Annotated in this window: 15 protein-coding genes; 8 read left to right on the forward strand and 7 right to left on the reverse strand. The window is 35.6% G+C overall.

The window, feature by feature from the left end; genetic code table 11:
- Positions 1-101 precede the first annotated feature (101 nt).
- The gene (locus tag BG04_RS27990) at positions 102-1,298 is read right to left on the reverse strand and encodes an RES family NAD+ phosphorylase (RefSeq protein WP_034655997.1); all 1,197 of its coding nucleotides are present in this window, start codon (positions 1,296-1,298) and stop codon (positions 102-104) included.
- A gap of 301 nt (positions 1,299-1,599) precedes the next feature.
- Between BG04_RS27990 and BG04_RS27995 the strand changes: the two genes are divergently transcribed.
- From BG04_RS27995 to BG04_RS31180, 3 genes are all read left to right on the forward strand, one after another.
- Positions 1,600-2,865 (forward strand): Y-family DNA polymerase, encoded by a 1,266-nt coding sequence (locus BG04_RS27995; protein ID WP_034655999.1) that lies wholly within the window; start codon positions 1,600-1,602, stop codon positions 2,863-2,865.
- 19 nt (positions 2,866-2,884) lie between these two features.
- Complete coding sequence (locus BG04_RS28000; protein WP_034656002.1) at positions 2,885-3,220, forward strand: YolD-like family protein; 336 nt, start codon at positions 2,885-2,887, stop codon at positions 3,218-3,220.
- 63 nt (positions 3,221-3,283) lie between these two features.
- Positions 3,284-3,460, forward strand: coding sequence for a DUF8096 family protein (locus BG04_RS31180; RefSeq protein ID WP_168797093.1), 177 nt, complete (start codon positions 3,284-3,286; stop codon positions 3,458-3,460).
- A 112-nt stretch (positions 3,461-3,572) separates the two neighbouring features.
- On the opposite strand, the gene BG04_RS28005 is transcribed toward BG04_RS31180, so the two are convergent.
- Complete coding sequence (locus tag BG04_RS28005; protein ID WP_034656006.1) at positions 3,573-6,620, reverse strand: DEAD/DEAH box helicase; 3,048 nt, start codon at positions 6,618-6,620, stop codon at positions 3,573-3,575.
- A gap of 474 nt (positions 6,621-7,094) precedes the next feature.
- Here BG04_RS28005 and BG04_RS28010 point away from each other — a divergent pair, with 474 nt between their 5' ends.
- The 4 genes from BG04_RS28010 to BG04_RS28025 all read left to right on the forward strand — a co-directional run bounded on the left by BG04_RS28010 (position 7,095) and on the right by BG04_RS28025 (position 9,874).
- The gene (locus tag BG04_RS28010; protein ID WP_034656009.1) at positions 7,095-7,304 is read left to right on the forward strand and encodes an alpha/beta-type small acid-soluble spore protein; all 210 of its coding nucleotides are present in this window, start codon (positions 7,095-7,097) and stop codon (positions 7,302-7,304) included.
- Positions 7,305-7,736: 432 nt separating this feature from the next.
- Positions 7,737-8,036, forward strand: coding sequence for a hypothetical protein (locus tag BG04_RS28015; RefSeq protein WP_034656012.1), 300 nt, complete (start codon positions 7,737-7,739; stop codon positions 8,034-8,036).
- A 12-nt stretch (positions 8,037-8,048) separates the two neighbouring features.
- Positions 8,049-9,182: an FtsK/SpoIIIE domain-containing protein gene (locus tag BG04_RS28020; protein ID WP_034656014.1), complete on the forward strand. Its 1,134-nt coding sequence runs from the start codon at positions 8,049-8,051 to the stop codon at positions 9,180-9,182.
- Positions 9,179-9,874, forward strand: coding sequence for a hypothetical protein (locus BG04_RS28025; protein ID WP_034656016.1), 696 nt, complete (start codon positions 9,179-9,181; stop codon positions 9,872-9,874). The genes BG04_RS28020 and BG04_RS28025 overlap by 4 nt, the downstream gene beginning before the upstream one ends.
- Positions 9,875-10,169: 295 nt before the next feature.
- On the opposite strand, the gene BG04_RS28030 is transcribed toward BG04_RS28025, so the two are convergent.
- From BG04_RS28030 to BG04_RS28050, 5 genes are all read right to left on the reverse strand, one after another.
- Entirely contained in the window at positions 10,170-10,397 is a 228-nt protein-coding gene (locus tag BG04_RS28030) for a helix-turn-helix domain-containing protein (RefSeq protein WP_034656018.1), read from the reverse strand.
- 615 nt (positions 10,398-11,012) lie between these two features.
- Complete coding sequence (locus tag BG04_RS28035) at positions 11,013-11,906, reverse strand: sigma-70 RNA polymerase sigma factor region 4 domain-containing protein (protein ID WP_034656020.1); 894 nt, start codon at positions 11,904-11,906, stop codon at positions 11,013-11,015.
- Positions 11,907-12,112: 206 nt separating this feature from the next.
- The gene (locus BG04_RS28040) at positions 12,113-12,901 is read right to left on the reverse strand and encodes a ParB N-terminal domain-containing protein (protein WP_034656023.1); all 789 of its coding nucleotides are present in this window, start codon (positions 12,899-12,901) and stop codon (positions 12,113-12,115) included.
- 109 nt (positions 12,902-13,010) lie between these two features.
- Positions 13,011-14,312 (reverse strand): hypothetical protein, encoded by a 1,302-nt coding sequence (locus BG04_RS28045; protein WP_034656026.1) that lies wholly within the window; start codon positions 14,310-14,312, stop codon positions 13,011-13,013.
- 469 nt (positions 14,313-14,781) lie between these two features.
- Complete coding sequence (locus BG04_RS28050) at positions 14,782-15,327, reverse strand: DUF3967 domain-containing protein (protein WP_034656028.1); 546 nt, start codon at positions 15,325-15,327, stop codon at positions 14,782-14,784.
- A 271-nt stretch (positions 15,328-15,598) separates the two neighbouring features.
- On the opposite strand from BG04_RS28050, the gene BG04_RS28055 reads away from it, so the two are divergent.
- Positions 15,599-15,832, forward strand: coding sequence for a hypothetical protein (locus tag BG04_RS28055; protein ID WP_034656031.1), 234 nt, complete (start codon positions 15,599-15,601; stop codon positions 15,830-15,832).
- Positions 15,833-15,953: the final 121 nt, after the last annotated feature.

Here is a 15,953-nt window from a genome sequence, read left to right on the forward strand (position 1 = left end):
AATTATTTGGCCTTGTTGCTTAAGACAGAATTCCATTAGGGGATTTTTGCCCCTTTATATCCTACTCAAATACCTGCACCAGAACTGTTAAAAAAACGTATTTAGAATATACTTGTTAATAGGTCATCATCAATATCATTTTTCACTTCTATAGTTTGAGGTCTTGGCTTTAATCCGAAAGGATCTTCCTTATCAGAAATTTGAATATTAGCATTAGTATGGATTTTATTCATTCTGATATCTGTATCTTTATTAAAGTTAAATAGGCATAAATTGACACCATTCTCACTTTGAACACTTTTATATATAATTCCATTAAAGCCGCAGAATGATAAGCACTGGGCTAGAAAATTAGGAAATATATATTCATAAGAGAAAGATAAATGATGTTGGTCGTTTGCCATGGAGGCAAAAATATCAATATCTGATTTTGTCGAGTTAAACACTTTTAAATCTTTAATAATTTCAAATTCAGCTATGTCTACAATATCATTCTTTTGAGGCGATATTTCCTTTAATACGACTTCTCTTTCACTTGCTAAGTATAGATTAGTTACACCTGGTGGGTTAAACCTACCTTGTTGTGGAAAACCAATTGGTGGATTCCATAATTCTTCGGCAATGAAAGGCACCATTCTTTGAAACTGATTTCTCGTTCTTCCCCTATAGTAAACTGTACTTTCTTTTATGGTCTCAATAAAAGGAAAGTCCCTTTTTTTAATTTTATCTAGTATAGTCTTTCCGATATTATGCTCTAAGCCAAGCATAGGGTGTTCTTGTAAGAACAGGATAAACTCTCCCGTTTCTTCTGCAGATATTCCAAATGTCTTGATGATAAAATCAAATTCGTCACCAAACCAGTCCTTAATTTCTTGTTCACTAACATAAGGATCATCTGAATTCACTGGATTACCACACGAACATTTTAATTTAGAGTAAATTTGTGGTTGTAGCTCAGTTGGAATATAATATTCGTCAACTAATTCACTGACTAAGTTTAAATTCAAAGAATCCCCATACTGTTGTTCGTAAGGGATAATAGTTCCATTGCAATACTGACATTCTTTGATATTATAGTTGATTTTTTGTGCTAAAAATTCTATGGCTTCTTCTAAAAAATCCTCTTTATTAGTTACTATATAGTCATCTTCTAAAAGAACTATCTCGCATATAGGACAGAATTCCACTTCATTATCGTATTGTTTTACACGGGTTGCTCCTGGAACATAATCTTCGTTTAAATAACTGAATGTTTCAAAAAGTTGCGGATAACAGCAACTCTGACAGCCTTCTATCATAATGGCACCTCTAATTATATAAATTAATGTAGTTATCAAAATAATAAGCATATCAACTTATGGCTATATAAGTTTAACATTATCAACAGAATTATTGGTAATAAAACAATTAAGTTTTGCAGTAAAAGCAACAACAACTTCAAATAAGTTATTCAAAATAAATTTTTATTTTATTATAACTTAACTATATTGAGTTCTTTTTTCGAGATAACAGCAATAATCGGGAAAAGATTCCATTGAATAAAGAACGTTTGTTCGTATATAATAAAGAACAAACGTTCTTTATTAAGGAGTTAGTTCAATGGATTATGGACAGCTACCAAACAGAGTCATTATATGTATCGATATGAAATCGTTTTTCGCCTCAGTTTCTTCTGTCATCCGAGGTTTAAATCCGTTGAAAACAAGGCTTGCTGTTGTAGGAGATATCAAACGGACGGGATCTGTTGTGTTAGCTGCCACCCCCTTATTAAAGAAAGAAGGGATCAAAACAGGAAGTCGTCTCTTTGACATTCCTAAAAGGAAAGATATCCATGTGGTGAATCCATCCATGGAGAGGTATATCAAGGCTTCGAACTATATTTCTAGTTTGGTGTTACAGTATGTTGCTCCTGAAGACTTTCATGCGTATAGCATTGATGAGTTGTTTATTGACGTTACAGCTTCCTTGCATTTATTTGCTCGAACACCAGAGGAGCTAGCTCATCGAATACTTAATGAGATCTATCGCAAAACAAGACTGACAGCTACGGCAGGAATCGGTCCTAATCTTTTACTGGCTAAAGTCAGCTTAGATCATGAAGCGAAGCACAGCCCAACAGGGGTTGCTTATTGGCGATATGAGGATATTCCCTTTAAGTTATGGTCGATTCATCCCATGAAGGATTTCTGGGGGATCTCGTCAGCTACAGAAAGACGCTTAAACCGTTTAGGCATCTACACCATAAAAGAACTCGCTCTTTCTTCTAAAGAGATGTTACAAAAAGAATTTGGCATCATGGGACAGGAACTTCACCAACATGCGAATGGAATTGATTTTAGTCGTATTTCAGATGTGTACATCCCTAGTTCCCGTTCCTTTGGGAAAAGTCAGATTCTCTTTCGAGATTATACGAGCCGAAAAGAAGTTGAGTTATTACTATTGGAGCTATTGGACGATGTTTGCTTTCGTTTACGCATGCATCAAGTGGTGGCTCAAACGATCCATTTATCGATTGGCTACAGTAAACAAACAGGTGGAGGCTTCTCAAGACAAAAGAAAATGGGAAGAGCTTCAAACTTAAGCCAAGATATTTTCCCTTATTGTTTAACCCTTTTACATAATTTTGATAGTGGAATGCCGATTCGCTCCATTGGAATTTCATTATCTAATACGAGCATTGAAGAAGAGGAGCAAATGAGCTTATTTGAGGATATCGATCAGCGAGAAAGAGCCTATGCTCTTGCCAAAACGATAGATGAAATTCGTATGCGTTATGGGAAGAACAGTGTGCTGCGGGCTTCAAGCTATCTGGATCATTCAACAGCTCGTTATCGAAATGGTCTTATAGGAGGCCATAAAGCCTAACATAAAGGAGGAAGATATCATGAATCACGATAGAGGTATGAAAAAATGGAGAGCTTTCGCAAGCATGCCAGAGCAATACATAGGATTACAGGAAATCATAAACAAGCAACTAGAAGTACCTCAACCTCTTTTAACAGAAGAGCAAATGGAACAAATCAATTTCACCTTGATTGAAGCACTACATACAAATAAACAAGTATACCTTACATATTATAAGAACGGGCATCATATAACCGATACAGGATTCATCCAATTTGTTGATTCCCTGGGGGATCAATTTATTTTCATTGATGAAGTATTTGAGTTAAAAAATAAAATGAGGTTAAGTGAACTAATTGATGTTCGTTTTACATAAAATAATTTCACCTTCACTATTTGTGGTAATCTAATAAAAGGCAACTAGAAAAGAGTGATCAAAATGGAAGAGAAAGAGCAGCAAGAAATTGACCTTGATAAAGTGTATGACTATGCTGAATTTCCGGATAAGGTTAGTGGCCGGTGCGATAACTGCAACTCAGCTTACTTCAAAAGTTCAGTAAAAGGTGGCGTTTTCTTGCGCGAATGCCGGGATTGTGGCATGAAGAAAAGCATCTAAGTATAGAGGGTTATATAGTAAAAAGAGAAGGGATAAAACCTTCTCTTTTTTTATTTGTCTGTATTTACTTCTCTTTATAACCATTTTTGCATCAAAGCCCATTTAGGACTGGTTAATGAATACTAAAGTTTAAATTTTTAGCTGACGTTACATCTTCCAATTTTAAACTATTTGCAAATTCTTTGTAATTTCTCTTCGTACTTAACCTTTTGAAATCACCAACTAAATAAAACTCCAGTTTAGCACGTGAAACAGCTACATTGAGTAGGTTGGGCTTTTTGCATGACCAGTCTGCTGCAGAGTCTGATTGTTGGTCTGTTCCAACAACAAAATAGACAACGTCTGCTTCCTTCCCTTGGAACGTGTGAACTGTCCCAATAGAGTTTTCAATCCATTTATTTAACTTTCGTCCATCTATATTTACTAATTCAGCTTTCAATTCAGCTTTCAATAATTTAATAAGCTCTGTTTTTATCTTTGTAAAAGGCGTAATAATAAAGACATCTGGGAAGAGAGAAGTTGTCTCTGACTGCTGAAGGCGTTGAAAGTGTTGTTTAATTCTGTCTAGAACAAATTGACCTTGCTGTTTCACATAATGCTTATCAGTTGCTACACCGTGACAGTCATACCAAACACCAGCACTCTCGTCAGAATCTTTAGCGAGCACCATTTTATTGTCGTAAGCAATTTCGTTTGCGATAGAAAACATTGGATTAGCACAGCGTCGATGTACCCAGAGAGGTATTCCAATACGTTGACCCTTATCATTAAATGTCCCCATGGGATTTGCCAAATCAGCTAAAACTTGTACAGATGATTCCATACCTAAACAATGCTCTTCTATTTTAAAACGGTTACGGATATCATTTAAAATAGTCTTATCTAATGTGATAACAGGCTCAATTTGAATGGGATCTCCTACAATTATCGTATTTTTAGAACGCCATAATGCACCTGCTGCTTGTTGAGGCGTCGCCTGACCAGCTTCATCAATAAATAAATAGGAGATAAAATCTTTACCAATCCCTTTATACATTTGAGAAAAGCTAGCAAACGTTGTACTAACAATCGGCGTTATTAAATGCATTACATCCCACATATTTTCAAGTTCACGAATACCTTCATTTGTATTTAAGTCAATTTCACTTCGATCTCCAAAAATCTTAAGTGGACGTTCTAACGCCTTTACGTTGTAGACAAGAAGTAGTTTGTGAAGCTTTAAAGCCTTAATAAATAATAATCCTCGTTTAAAGTTTAGTGAATCTGTCTGCCAAATGATGTCCGTTTGACGTTTTTCATAGGCCTCAATTGTTTGTGCCCAATGTGCATCAGTGGAAAGTTCCAAACGTTCTTTCTTATATACCCTTTGCATCGCAGATAAATTTTCCATCTGTAGCTCAAGCTTTTGTTTTTCCTGAGCGAGTTGCTCTAATTCTTTCTCTACCGATTGACAAGCTTTTAGCTGTTTACTCTCTAATACGGATAAATGTTTCAAGTCTTTTTTTAGTAAATTCTTCTCTGTATTATCTACTTTATTAAAGAGTCGTTTCAAAAATGTTGGCTTAGGTAGCTGTTGTAATTGCTGTTTCTTTTCTTTTATACGCACGGAAATATCATTGAGGAGATGTTTTACATCTTTCTCTTGTTCTTGGTAGTCAAGTATATCTAATGTAAGGCGATCTAGTTGCAAATCAAAATCAGGAGATTGCTTTAAAGTTTCAATATGTGTATTCAACAATTGCTTATCATGTTCAATCTCTTGATACAGGTTTGTAAATTCTTTGACCGCATCCTGCCATGTTGAGGGTGCTAGCCTTTCTGCTTCTGCATTTAATAAATCTTTAACCGTGTCAACCTTTAATACATCTGCTACTTGTGTTTGGTTGCTTTTCTTTCCAAGTGCTACGGATAAAGGTGCAAAAATAAAATCGTTTGATTTTTTCGCATCATATAAACCAAAAACTAATTGCTTCGAAAACTCTTCAAAAAAAGCTAGCTCTTTAATTTCTGTTAAATACTTGTTGTCATTTAGATGATCAGGGTTTAATTTTAATTCCCCTAATTTTGGCAAGTCTTTTGAAATATTTTCAACTGCCCCATTATTACTAGAGGCAATAACTATCTTAAACTTCGTTAACGACTCTTTTAAAAATAGGTTACTATCTTCAAATGCTTCCGTAGGATCAGAAATCTTTGCCATCTCCGTTGCTCGATTTACTATAATTTGTGCAAAGATATCCTTAAGTAGTGTGGTCTTCCCTGTGCCTGGTGGACCATTTACTGAATTAATCTTTTCTTTTCCATTAACGACTTGATTTACTGCTACTTGTTGCATTAACGATAAACGATATTGGTTCGTTGAAGGCCAACGCCCTACTGGTAAGTTTTTTGGTAGGATGATATTTTCAATAGCAGAACGATTTTCATTAATATTAATAGCCAATTGGCGCCCCTCTAAAAATTGCTGTAATGTTGCGTTTGGCTTGTTACGCAGTATACGCTCTAAATCTCCCGTATAAAAGCTCGTGAAATTTTTCAGATCCAACGGCTCGTCCTTTTTTAAAATAGAAATTTCAATATAATGCTGCCCGTATTGAATGGGCCGGGTTGTAAAACGATGAAATGTTTCCTCATATTTCTTAAGAAGCTGAAGAATAGCCAATTCATTCACACCGTTTATAAAGGCTGATTTAGCAAGCTCTTCCCATTCTTTCATGATTAATAAATGTTGATCTGAAAAATTTTCTGTCACATAATCACTCTTGTTTTTCAACTCGGTAATTAGTAACTGAAGAGGCGGAATAAAAAGTGATCCTTCAATATATTCCCCTTTCTCGTTCAGAGAAAAGGTAATGCTAAAATTTCTATTCCAATTAGCGTTTATAATTTCATCTTTAATTCCAAACTGATCTCGAAGAAACTTGATTAGTGTATCCTGATAATAACAATCTAGATAATACGTAAATACAAGGAAATCTTTTGAAGGATTCGTTAGCTCAACTTCTTTCCATAACCTCTCCTTTAGATTTGCTTTTCGAACACGTGGTTGCTCTTTCGTTTTCATGCGTTTTCCAAATTTCTTTCCAGGTAGAGATGGCACTGTACCAGGAGTTAAATTCTCAGCAAAATGCCAAGCTTTTAGTATATTTAGGCTCTCCATAATCCCCATCTCCCTTAGCTTTAATTTACTATCGACAAAAGATATTTTACATACTCTCTAGATTCATATAAATAATTTACCTTTTAAATTAATAAATGTAAATTATTGATTTAAAAGGTAAAAATATATCGTACACTTATAATGGGAGCAAATAGTATTTTTTACCTTTAAAAACACAAGCATTTTTTTCTTTTAATGAGGTAATGTATAATAGAAATCTTGTTTGAATGTTATCTTAGCTATTTTTTTAAGCCTATTCCTTTATCGAGTAGGTTTCTTTTTATTTTAGGAACGATGACCAGTAGATTTCGTTTAACAAAGAGGGTGAATTTTTCCCAGCAGGCAGTCATTTTTTCTGTTTCCTCTACGAATTTATAAAGGGAATAATATTTTAAAATTAATTTTTCATTTTATGAATAACTGATTCTCCTTTTACACATGTTAACGTTACAAACAATAAAGGAGCTGGATAAAATGGCAAACAATAAAAATAGCAATACAAATGAATTATTGGTACATGGTGCTCAACAAGCAATCGATCAAATGAAATATGAAATCGCGAGCGAATTTGGTGTAAACCTTGGTGCTGATACAACTTCACGCGCGAATGGATCAGTAGGTGGCGAAATCACAAAACGTCTTGTACAAATGGCTGAGCAACAACTTGGCGGCGGACGTTTCTAATACAACTTTATAATTGATGGCTGAAGGGAGAATGGAAATCCATTCTCCCTTTTTCTATGAATAATTTTCTACACCATGTTATGAAAAAATAGAACTTTGAGACATCCATTAACACATAAAAAACCAGCACCTCTTACATAACCATCTACCCCTTACCTACTGCAGTAAGGGTTCTTTTTTATTTTTTGAGTGGACAGGCAAGCTTCCTGCAGTAGCTACATAGTATCTAAAGAATTACGACTTCATTACCTAATCAGTATCTAGTTTAGTAACGTTAGTGCGTTAATACAAGCTGTATACGCCTAGTGAAGCCCTTCATGGAACCTGTAAGGGAGCTGAGCCGAAGAGGCGAAGGGGGCGACCGGATGCGTTGAGCTGAAATTATGCATAAATCAAAGGCCAAAAATTAAATGAATGAAAGAAGGTATCAACATGAGAAAAACACAAAGGTTTCTTTTTCGAAAGATCTTTCCTTTAACCTTCCAATCATCTCTTACGAGACCTCGTTTCTTCAAGGCTTATTCTTTTGTTCCGTTTAGTCCACTTGCCATGCTTGACCCCACTATTTTGTCCATAGGAGGCATTGTCTTAGGAATGGCTATTATCGAACGAATATTAGAACGATGGGGTGTCATTGATCTTGTTGATCAGTTTTCAAAAGTGATGCGCTTTATCTTGCCTGTTACCTTCTATAGCGCCTTGATTTACTTTTTTGCGACCTTTATGTTTTGAGGAGGAATGTTCATGTTTGAAAAACTCAAATTGCGTGGCCAATTGATTAAAGCGTTTCGTACGGCAGAGATTTACCGAATGGTTAAACATGGAGATCGCACCTCTTATCTGTTTCCTAAAATTCATCAAATCGATAACCATTATACGTACACGCGCTACTCCTTTTCCCTACTAAACGGGATTGATCCTGATCTTTTAAACAAAAAGAGATGGGCGTTACGACAAGTATTAGGCAGCAACATCGAAATAAATGGCAGCCTGAAGAATTTTAGTATCACCGTTCATCACAAAAGCCTACCTAAGATGCTCAATTATAGTTATGAAGCCATTCATCCTTATATTGAAAAAATGGAGCTTCCGGTATGCATTGGTCAAGATATCTATGGAACCCCCGTTTCATGGGATTTTGCGGATTTAGAAACGTTACTGATTTCTGGCGAAATTGGCGCAGGAAAGAGTAGCCTCATGCGTGTCATCCTCACAACGTGGGTGAAATATGCCTCTCCTGAAGACTTACGCTTAGTCTTAGTGGATCTCAAGCGAGCTGATTTAGGGTTATTTCACGGGATTGAGCATGTGGATGCGCTTTGTTTTGAGGCAAAGGATATGAGAAAACCTTTTGCATTATTACGAGCTGAAATGTATCGACGAGGCGATTTATTGTTAGAGCATGGTGTAACTCATATCAGCAGGCTTCCGTTTAAATTACCTCGCATTGTCGTGGTCGTAGATGAAATGAGCATAGTAAAGAGAGAAACGGATCTCGTAGAGATGATTCAACAGTTTGCGAGCCAGGGTCGCGCGTTAGGTGTTCATACGATTATTGCCATGCAGCGTCCAGATGCCGATTTGTTGAATTCAGCACTAAAGGCAAACTTACGGGTTCGGATCTCTGGTAGGCAGGCCGATGCCACAAATGCGAAAGTAGCCGGAGTACTAGGAGCAGAAGAAATCGATGCTGCAGCCAGGGGACGCATGAAAATTAAAATTGATGAAGTCAAAGAGTTTCAAGCGTATTTCTTAGATGAAGAAGCTTGTAAGGAAATGCTTTCGCCTTATAAAACGCGCGTAAGAGATCCTGAACCCCGGCTAGAGGTTGTGCCACAGCCTCTCTTTGGGTTATTGGAGAAGGAGGAACAGCGATGAGCTTTCGGTTATCTCAGCGTGATAAAGACATCATTGGGTTTATCAATCAGTTTCGGGCTGTAGATCGAGACTCACTAGTGGAACTGTTCTTCAAACAGCTGAAATCGCCTGTAAATGCGTGCAATAGCGTCATGGTACGTTTATATCGATTAGGGCTGATTGAACGCACCCAGCAGTATTCTCCGACCGTCTATTTGCCTGTGGATGCGAAGATTAAAAAGAATTCTCAAAAAATATTACATTTTCTTTCGATTTTGGATGTCTATAAGCAAATGTGTTCGTATAATATGCCTAAGAATGTCATTGTGGAAGATAAGCCCACTGGACGAAAAGGAGGCATTGAACCCGATCTCTTTTGTATCTTTAAAGGATCTCCGTTTTGGGTTGAAATTCAACGCAATCAGTATTCAGAACAGAAAATACAAGCTAAGATCAATCTTTATGAAGAGTTTTTCTTTTCGGATGAGTGGAAAGCATTGCATTGGCAGCCAGAGAGTCGAGCAGCCATCTTCCCTTCTGTTATTTTAATTACACCTGTTCGTTATGCTGTCAATTCTGACCACATCCGAATTATACAGGTAGCAAGTATTCATGAATTGATGGAGAAATACAAAGGTTCAGCTAAACAGCAAAGAGATGGAATATCTAGAGTATCGTCATCCTCAAATGGAATCAAAATTAACTTAACATAGGATACTAAGAAGATATGATTTCTGATAAAAAAGAAAGCTACCCCATCGTTGCAGGACAGGTAGCTTTTGAGGAAATTCATAAACTAATTTATAAAAAGTCTGAATAATTCTACAATAAATTAAGAAATAAATCAATATAAGATGACCTTTTATTAACTAAAGATGTATAACATATACAGCTTAGAAGACAGAAGAGCTCATACTTAATATATGTATAAACTTATTATACTACAACTAATCTAGTGAGATATGTAACTGTTTTACAGTAACATAATTTTTTATTTTTTATAAATGTTTATATATTAAAGAAATCATGAGACTGCTTATTTTCATCGATTTTTTTAATTGTATCCATCACCCTTTTCAACACTTTTGGAGATGGAGAATAATTTTTTTCATTACATAAAGTTGAAATGGTTGTCTTCGATACGTGACTTTTTTTTGCAAATTCTGTTTGAGTAATCCCGTTTTTGTCCAAAAAACGTCCGAATTTACTTCTCTTCGGATTTTTCCACCATGACACAATCAACCACTCCTTTTTGTACACATCCTTTCCATTTTTGAATTATTTTATACGATTCTGGTTTATTTTGATTTGTTTTGGTCATAATGGACAAGCCAATACCATATCATCTATTAAGACATCAAAATACAACACAAACATAACGAATAAATTTAATACGTATTTTTAAAACCTTTTAGAATAATGTCGATATTTTTGTCATAATCATATAGCATGAATACAGTTAAGACCGCCTTATACACTAATACATAATGGGCGGTCTTTGTTATAGGTATGAATAGATTTTGAGTATAATGGAAAATAAAAAACAGACTGCTTCAGAGAACATAAGAAAATCCCTAACAACAGCAATTCATAAATTATCAGGCTAGAAAACACAATTTAATCAGTGAAAGAGAAAAGAGAACCCCATCTATCTTTATAGAGTCCTCTCCTTTATGGAATAAAGCACTAAATAATAGTAAAGTGTAAAATATAACATTTTTAAGCATAACCTAAATTTCTATGCTTCTATAGAGCTACCTTTCTTATAAAAAAAGGCTGTTTCACAAAATGAATGTGCAATGGAAAGGACTAGTATGTGGGACCAGTAAAAACAATCATAAAAAGTAGGAGTTATTGAGGTAATTTCTTTTTCCGTAGTCGGTGTAATCTCCGTTGAATTCCATGGGCTGATCTACCGATTAGTTGGCCAATTTCTTGTTGAGTACGACCTTCTTGGTAAAACATGTACCATAGACGGGCATCTTCCTCTTCAGTCCACTTTTTATTTTCATATTTAGGTCGATTAAAATAATCATATTTTCTTTGTTCCTTTACCCAGTCGGGTTCTGGAATCAGAGTATTTAGGGATATCTTAGAAAAATTAATAAGTTCCTTATTCTGTTGTGCCCATTTCCAAAAAGCTGCTACGTCAATTCCTAAAAATGTTCGTGTGTTTGCTCTCAAGATGTTATAGGGCAATTCTTTTTTCTGAATCCAGTTATAAATGGTATGAACATCAACTTGCAGGCACTCTGCTAGTTCATAAACTGTAACATTTCCCAGATGAGCTCTTACGCCACGTATACCTAAGCGATATAACCTAGACTCTAATGCTTGTGTACTTCGTTGTAAGCGTCTAGATATTTGGTCAAGTGATTTGACTCCATACCATTTTACCAAGTATTCATCTTCTTTCTTTGTCCATCTACGTAACGACGTATTTCGTACTAATTTTAACAGTCTAATTCGATTCGCAACAGAAGAAGGGCTCTTGCCTAAATGTTTTCCAATCTCTCGATTGTTCATCCTATTAATATTTACTTTTAAGAACGTATCTTGGTCAGGGGACCATTTTTTGCGTATGCCATTCTGGTTGTTGCGAAGTTGTAGTCGTGAGACCCGTTTATTAACCGATTCTTTACTACGATTTAAACATTCACCAATTTTTTGGAGTGTCATCCGCCCATATTGTTCTTTTAGAAATAAATCTTCTTCCTCCGTCCACAGTTTTTGATTTTTAGTCACTATATCTCCCTCCAATTCGCGACTTAGATGTATAGAAAGCTACGTATAGAGAATAGTAGTGGAGATGTTCATCCTTCCTCAACAGAGATTAAATCCTGTTTCATTTACCTTTTTATCTATTGGACATAGGTTATCACTTTGTTTAGTCTGTTTTTGTCTAATTTGTCAGTGAAACGATAAACAATGGTTACTTTTTCTTTGAGTTCTTACTTTTGATACTCATATACAACAGGAACTTGATCCATTTTGACTGTTTTGGCCACTACATAACGACGGTATCCATCTTTTAAGATCTTTGACCCTTTTTCAATTGTCAACGGTTCATCTAAGCACCCTGTACGCTTCACAAAATCGATCACCTTTTGTGTTTTTTCAGGGTTTGGGCGTGTCTTTAAGAACTCTTCAGGAACGATAATATCATCAAAGTTCAATAAATCCTGAGTTCCCTTTGGTTGGTTTGATAGTGTTGTCTTTTTTTCCTCCGCCTTTTTTTCTTCTGTAGGCACTTGTTGTACTTCTGGCTGAATAGGCTTTACTTCTTTCTTCTCTTCCTTTGCTACAGGTTGAGAAACAGCTGCTTGTTCTTCTTCCTGTTTAATAGATTCCGTTTTCTTTTGGGCTTCAGAAGGCGTAGATGTTTCTTGTTTAGGTTCTTTTTTCGCATCTGACTCATTCTTCTCTTTGTCATTTTTATTCGGGAGAACGGTAATCTGGAAACAGATCACGCCTATTTCACCAGGGCATTCATCAATGGGAATATCCAACGTTGGTTCCCCTTGGATTAAAATCTTTTCATGCATGATGCTTTTCTTCGTGAGCCCGGTTTTATTAAAGGCTTTCTTCGCAACAAATACGGTATACGAAATAAAGGTACTCTTCTTTAATCCTTTCGGCGCAGATGGTGACCCTTTTTCACGCATATCAAAGGCAACATAGCGATCGTATTCTCGTAGTGGTCCTGTGGCTGATCCGGTTAAGGTAATTTTATGTGGCATACTAGTCTCCTCCTGTGTAGATTATTAGTCATTTTTTATTTAGAACACAGTTCTAAATAAACATATTCTATTAAAACATCAGCTTCTAAGGAATTTCTACTTTTTTTAATTAGGAAGCTGTGTCTTTTAACTGGTTATGTTGGCGCAAACATTCTTGTTCCTCTGGCGTTAAAGCTTGTCCTAGGTCTTGTTTTACCTGGGCTATTTCCAACAAACTATACGTGGAGCTGTGCTCCTCCAGCAAGTTCTCTTCTTCTAGTGTTAGCTCTTGTCCTAAATCTTGCTTTAACTGAATCATTTCAAGCTGTTGATCCAAAGACATCTTTGTTTCTTTTGGGACTTCTTCTTGCTGCTGTTCAGCCTTTAACCAATTTGGAACTAGTTCCTTACGGATAATCCGTTTTGGAGTAGCTAATGTTGTTTCTTTGCTTTCGTTATGTATAACTTCTTGTTGATTTGCGTATACTGATGAATAATCCTGACTTTTAGGCCTTATTAATTCATAGAATTGATTTTTCGCAATCTGATAGATTAATCGACACATATCCCGTAGGGATAACGGGTTGCCTTGTTGATTGGCTTCATGCACATATTTATCTAAGCCCACAATGGATGTATACGCAATTTCATGTACTTGTTCTTTCTTAAACGTAATCTCTGTATCTTTTTTTACTGACTTTGCAGCATTTTGAATACGAACATAAAAGTCTTGTAGTTGATGTCCATACTTACCTGCATAGACTTGATTGACTTTCTTAGGCACACCCTTGATATAAGTGAAGGCCTGTGAAACAGATATTAAATGATTATTTATATGATTTACAGGTAAATCAAGGTTAATAAAGGCATCAGGTGATTTATCGGCCTTTAAGCTTGGTGTATCAACGTTTTTAGCACTTTCTGGATGCGTCACAGGACGTGTCACAGGAGTGGTCATTTCTTCTTGTTGAAGCGTTTGTACACCTGTTGTATCATGAGCAAAAAAGATTTCGTCGCAAATTTGCTGAAAGTTTTTATGACTTTTAAGGACAAATACATAACTGTCAGGATGAGTACCTGTTGCATCCTCTTTGATGTAACGTGCCACAAGTACAAACGAAGTCGCTTTTAACGAGCGTACAAAACGAGAAACTGTACTTTTGGACACATTAAATTTCTTCATAAGTGTTTCAGAACGGATCGCTTGAATACCCGTAGCCACTAGGTTGTAGATGACGTGATCGAGCATTTCCATTCTCTTTTTAGGAAATTCTTTATGTATAGCTGATTGTTGTTGTTTAAAGTGGGCACGAAGACTTTCTAAAAACTCTTCTTTCTTTTTACGAAGTGTGGACTTGTGGGTCCATAACCATTTGAACCGTCCATTGAAGGTATCTACATCTTTTAAATAGCAGGTTAATATCTTTGTCATTTGTTCATCGTCTCCTTTTAGGAACAAAAAAAGACACTGTTTCCCTTGAGAAAGGAAAACAATGCCTTGATTTTGATGAACTAAGCCCTTGAAATAGATGTCAATTTCGTATAAAATAAAAACATAAGTTTTATTTTATAAAAAAATGAATCTATTAACAAGAGACTTCGACAAGTGTTTTCCCTACCGGATTTAGGGGGAACGGTTTAAGAGTGCGACCAACACTTCTTAAACAGTTGAAGTCTTTTTTCTATTCCGTACCTTTTTGTTAGTTTTATTATAGCGTTAACTCATCTCAAAATTCAATAAAAAATAGCAAAATATATCAAAACAAGTATATTTAGCTACAATCGATCCTTCACTGTTTATTGGAGGAATCAACTTCATCGTATATGAATATAATAGATTTGGGGAGGGGTAAAAAAATACCCCTCCCCTATTTCCATTTTATATGGTATAATGGAAAACTTTACTTCTTAAACAGTTTTGTAAACCAAGACTCTTTTTTTTCTTCAGTATTGGCACCTTCTTTACTAATAGACGTTAATAATTTTGTTTCTTGCATTTCTCTCATTGATAACATCAGTTGCTCGTCACGTTGTTTCAACTTTTCATCGATGTACTTTTGTTGAGAAACTAATAGTTCTTCTTGTTCTTTAAATTTTTCTAAAAGTTGCTTGTTAAACTCTTTTTGCTCATCTAAGGCTTTTTTTATGTCCATCACAACTTCGCTCAGCTCTGCACTCTCTTGCTCACCACTCTCACTCACAACCTCTACAGTCACTGGCACCCCTTGTGATGTAAGGATTTTGTCTACCTCTTCCGCATTTTTACCATTCCCATATAACTCACGTATTCTCGCTAGTATATCTAAACAATCTTTATGAAGTTGATAAGCTTTATGTTCCTTTTTTATGCGTAATAAATGTGCATGAGAAGCTATGTATCTTCGTAATGTTTGTTGCGGAATACCCGTTTTTTCGCTCATTTGAGGTACGGTAAACCATTCGCTCACACAATCACCTCCTTTTGCTTACCACTCACTTATTCTAACAGATTCAACAAAAACAAGCATTATCCTCCTTTCGTGAGTGAGTGAGCTTTAGTTAAACTCGTTCGCTTGTGAGTTTAACTCCATAGTGGGTGAGTGGTATGTTCGCGTGAGTTTTTAGGGTAAGTTCACCGTAAGTTCACCTTAAGTTAAACTTTAGTTAAACTTAAGGTGGATCAGCCAATTTTAATTTATGAAAAAGATAATTACAGAAATGGAGTGGGGAGGGGTTTATATGAAGCTGTTGAAGCATAATGAAATTCCAAACTTTATATCTTTCCTTATAGTAGGTTTAATTCTTACGGTTTTATTTATGCTTAAAGGAGCAGCATTAATTATTGTTGCAGCAGTCTTTTGTATTTTTTGTGGCTTGTATCTGTTCGGCTATATAGTATTGGGAGTAATAGGAATGGTAGCTCCTATTATTGGTTTGTTATTAATAATTGGAATATTTATGTGGATTTTTTAGGGGAATATAGGGCTTTTATAGGGATTTTGAATCTCATGTAATGGTAAATATATGATCTATATGTACTTTATTACTTATAATTCAAATAATATCCAAAAATTTAGGTCTTAAATATTGGATA

The organism is Priestia megaterium NBRC 15308 = ATCC 14581 (genome assembly GCF_000832985.1).
GTDB classification, from domain to species: Bacteria; Bacillota; Bacilli; order Bacillales; family Bacillaceae_H; genus Priestia; species Priestia megaterium.

Coding starts and splice junctions, on each gene's coding strand:
- BG04_RS27990 (WP_034655997.1), bottom strand. CDS start 1,298: ATGATAGAAGGCTGTCAGAGTTGCTGTTATCCGCAACTTTTTGAAACA.
- BG04_RS27995 (WP_034655999.1), top strand. CDS start 1,600: ATGGATTATGGACAGCTACCAAACAGAGTCATTATATGTATCGATATG.
- BG04_RS28000 (WP_034656002.1), top strand. CDS start 2,885: ATGAATCACGATAGAGGTATGAAAAAATGGAGAGCTTTCGCAAGCATG.
- BG04_RS31180 (WP_168797093.1), top strand. CDS start 3,284: ATGGAAGAGAAAGAGCAGCAAGAAATTGACCTTGATAAAGTGTATGAC.
- BG04_RS28005 (WP_034656006.1), bottom strand. CDS start 6,620: ATGGAGAGCCTAAATATACTAAAAGCTTGGCATTTTGCTGAGAATTTA.
- BG04_RS28010 (WP_034656009.1), top strand. CDS start 7,095: ATGGCAAACAATAAAAATAGCAATACAAATGAATTATTGGTACATGGT.
- BG04_RS28015 (WP_034656012.1), top strand. CDS start 7,737: ATGAGAAAAACACAAAGGTTTCTTTTTCGAAAGATCTTTCCTTTAACC.
- BG04_RS28020 (WP_034656014.1), top strand. CDS start 8,049: ATGTTTGAAAAACTCAAATTGCGTGGCCAATTGATTAAAGCGTTTCGT.
- BG04_RS28025 (WP_034656016.1), top strand. CDS start 9,179: ATGAGCTTTCGGTTATCTCAGCGTGATAAAGACATCATTGGGTTTATC.
- BG04_RS28040 (WP_034656023.1), bottom strand. CDS start 12,901: ATGCCACATAAAATTACCTTAACCGGATCAGCCACAGGACCACTACGA.
- BG04_RS28045 (WP_034656026.1), bottom strand. CDS start 14,312: ATGACAAAGATATTAACCTGCTATTTAAAAGATGTAGATACCTTCAAT.
- BG04_RS28055 (WP_034656031.1), top strand. CDS start 15,599: ATGAAGCTGTTGAAGCATAATGAAATTCCAAACTTTATATCTTTCCTT.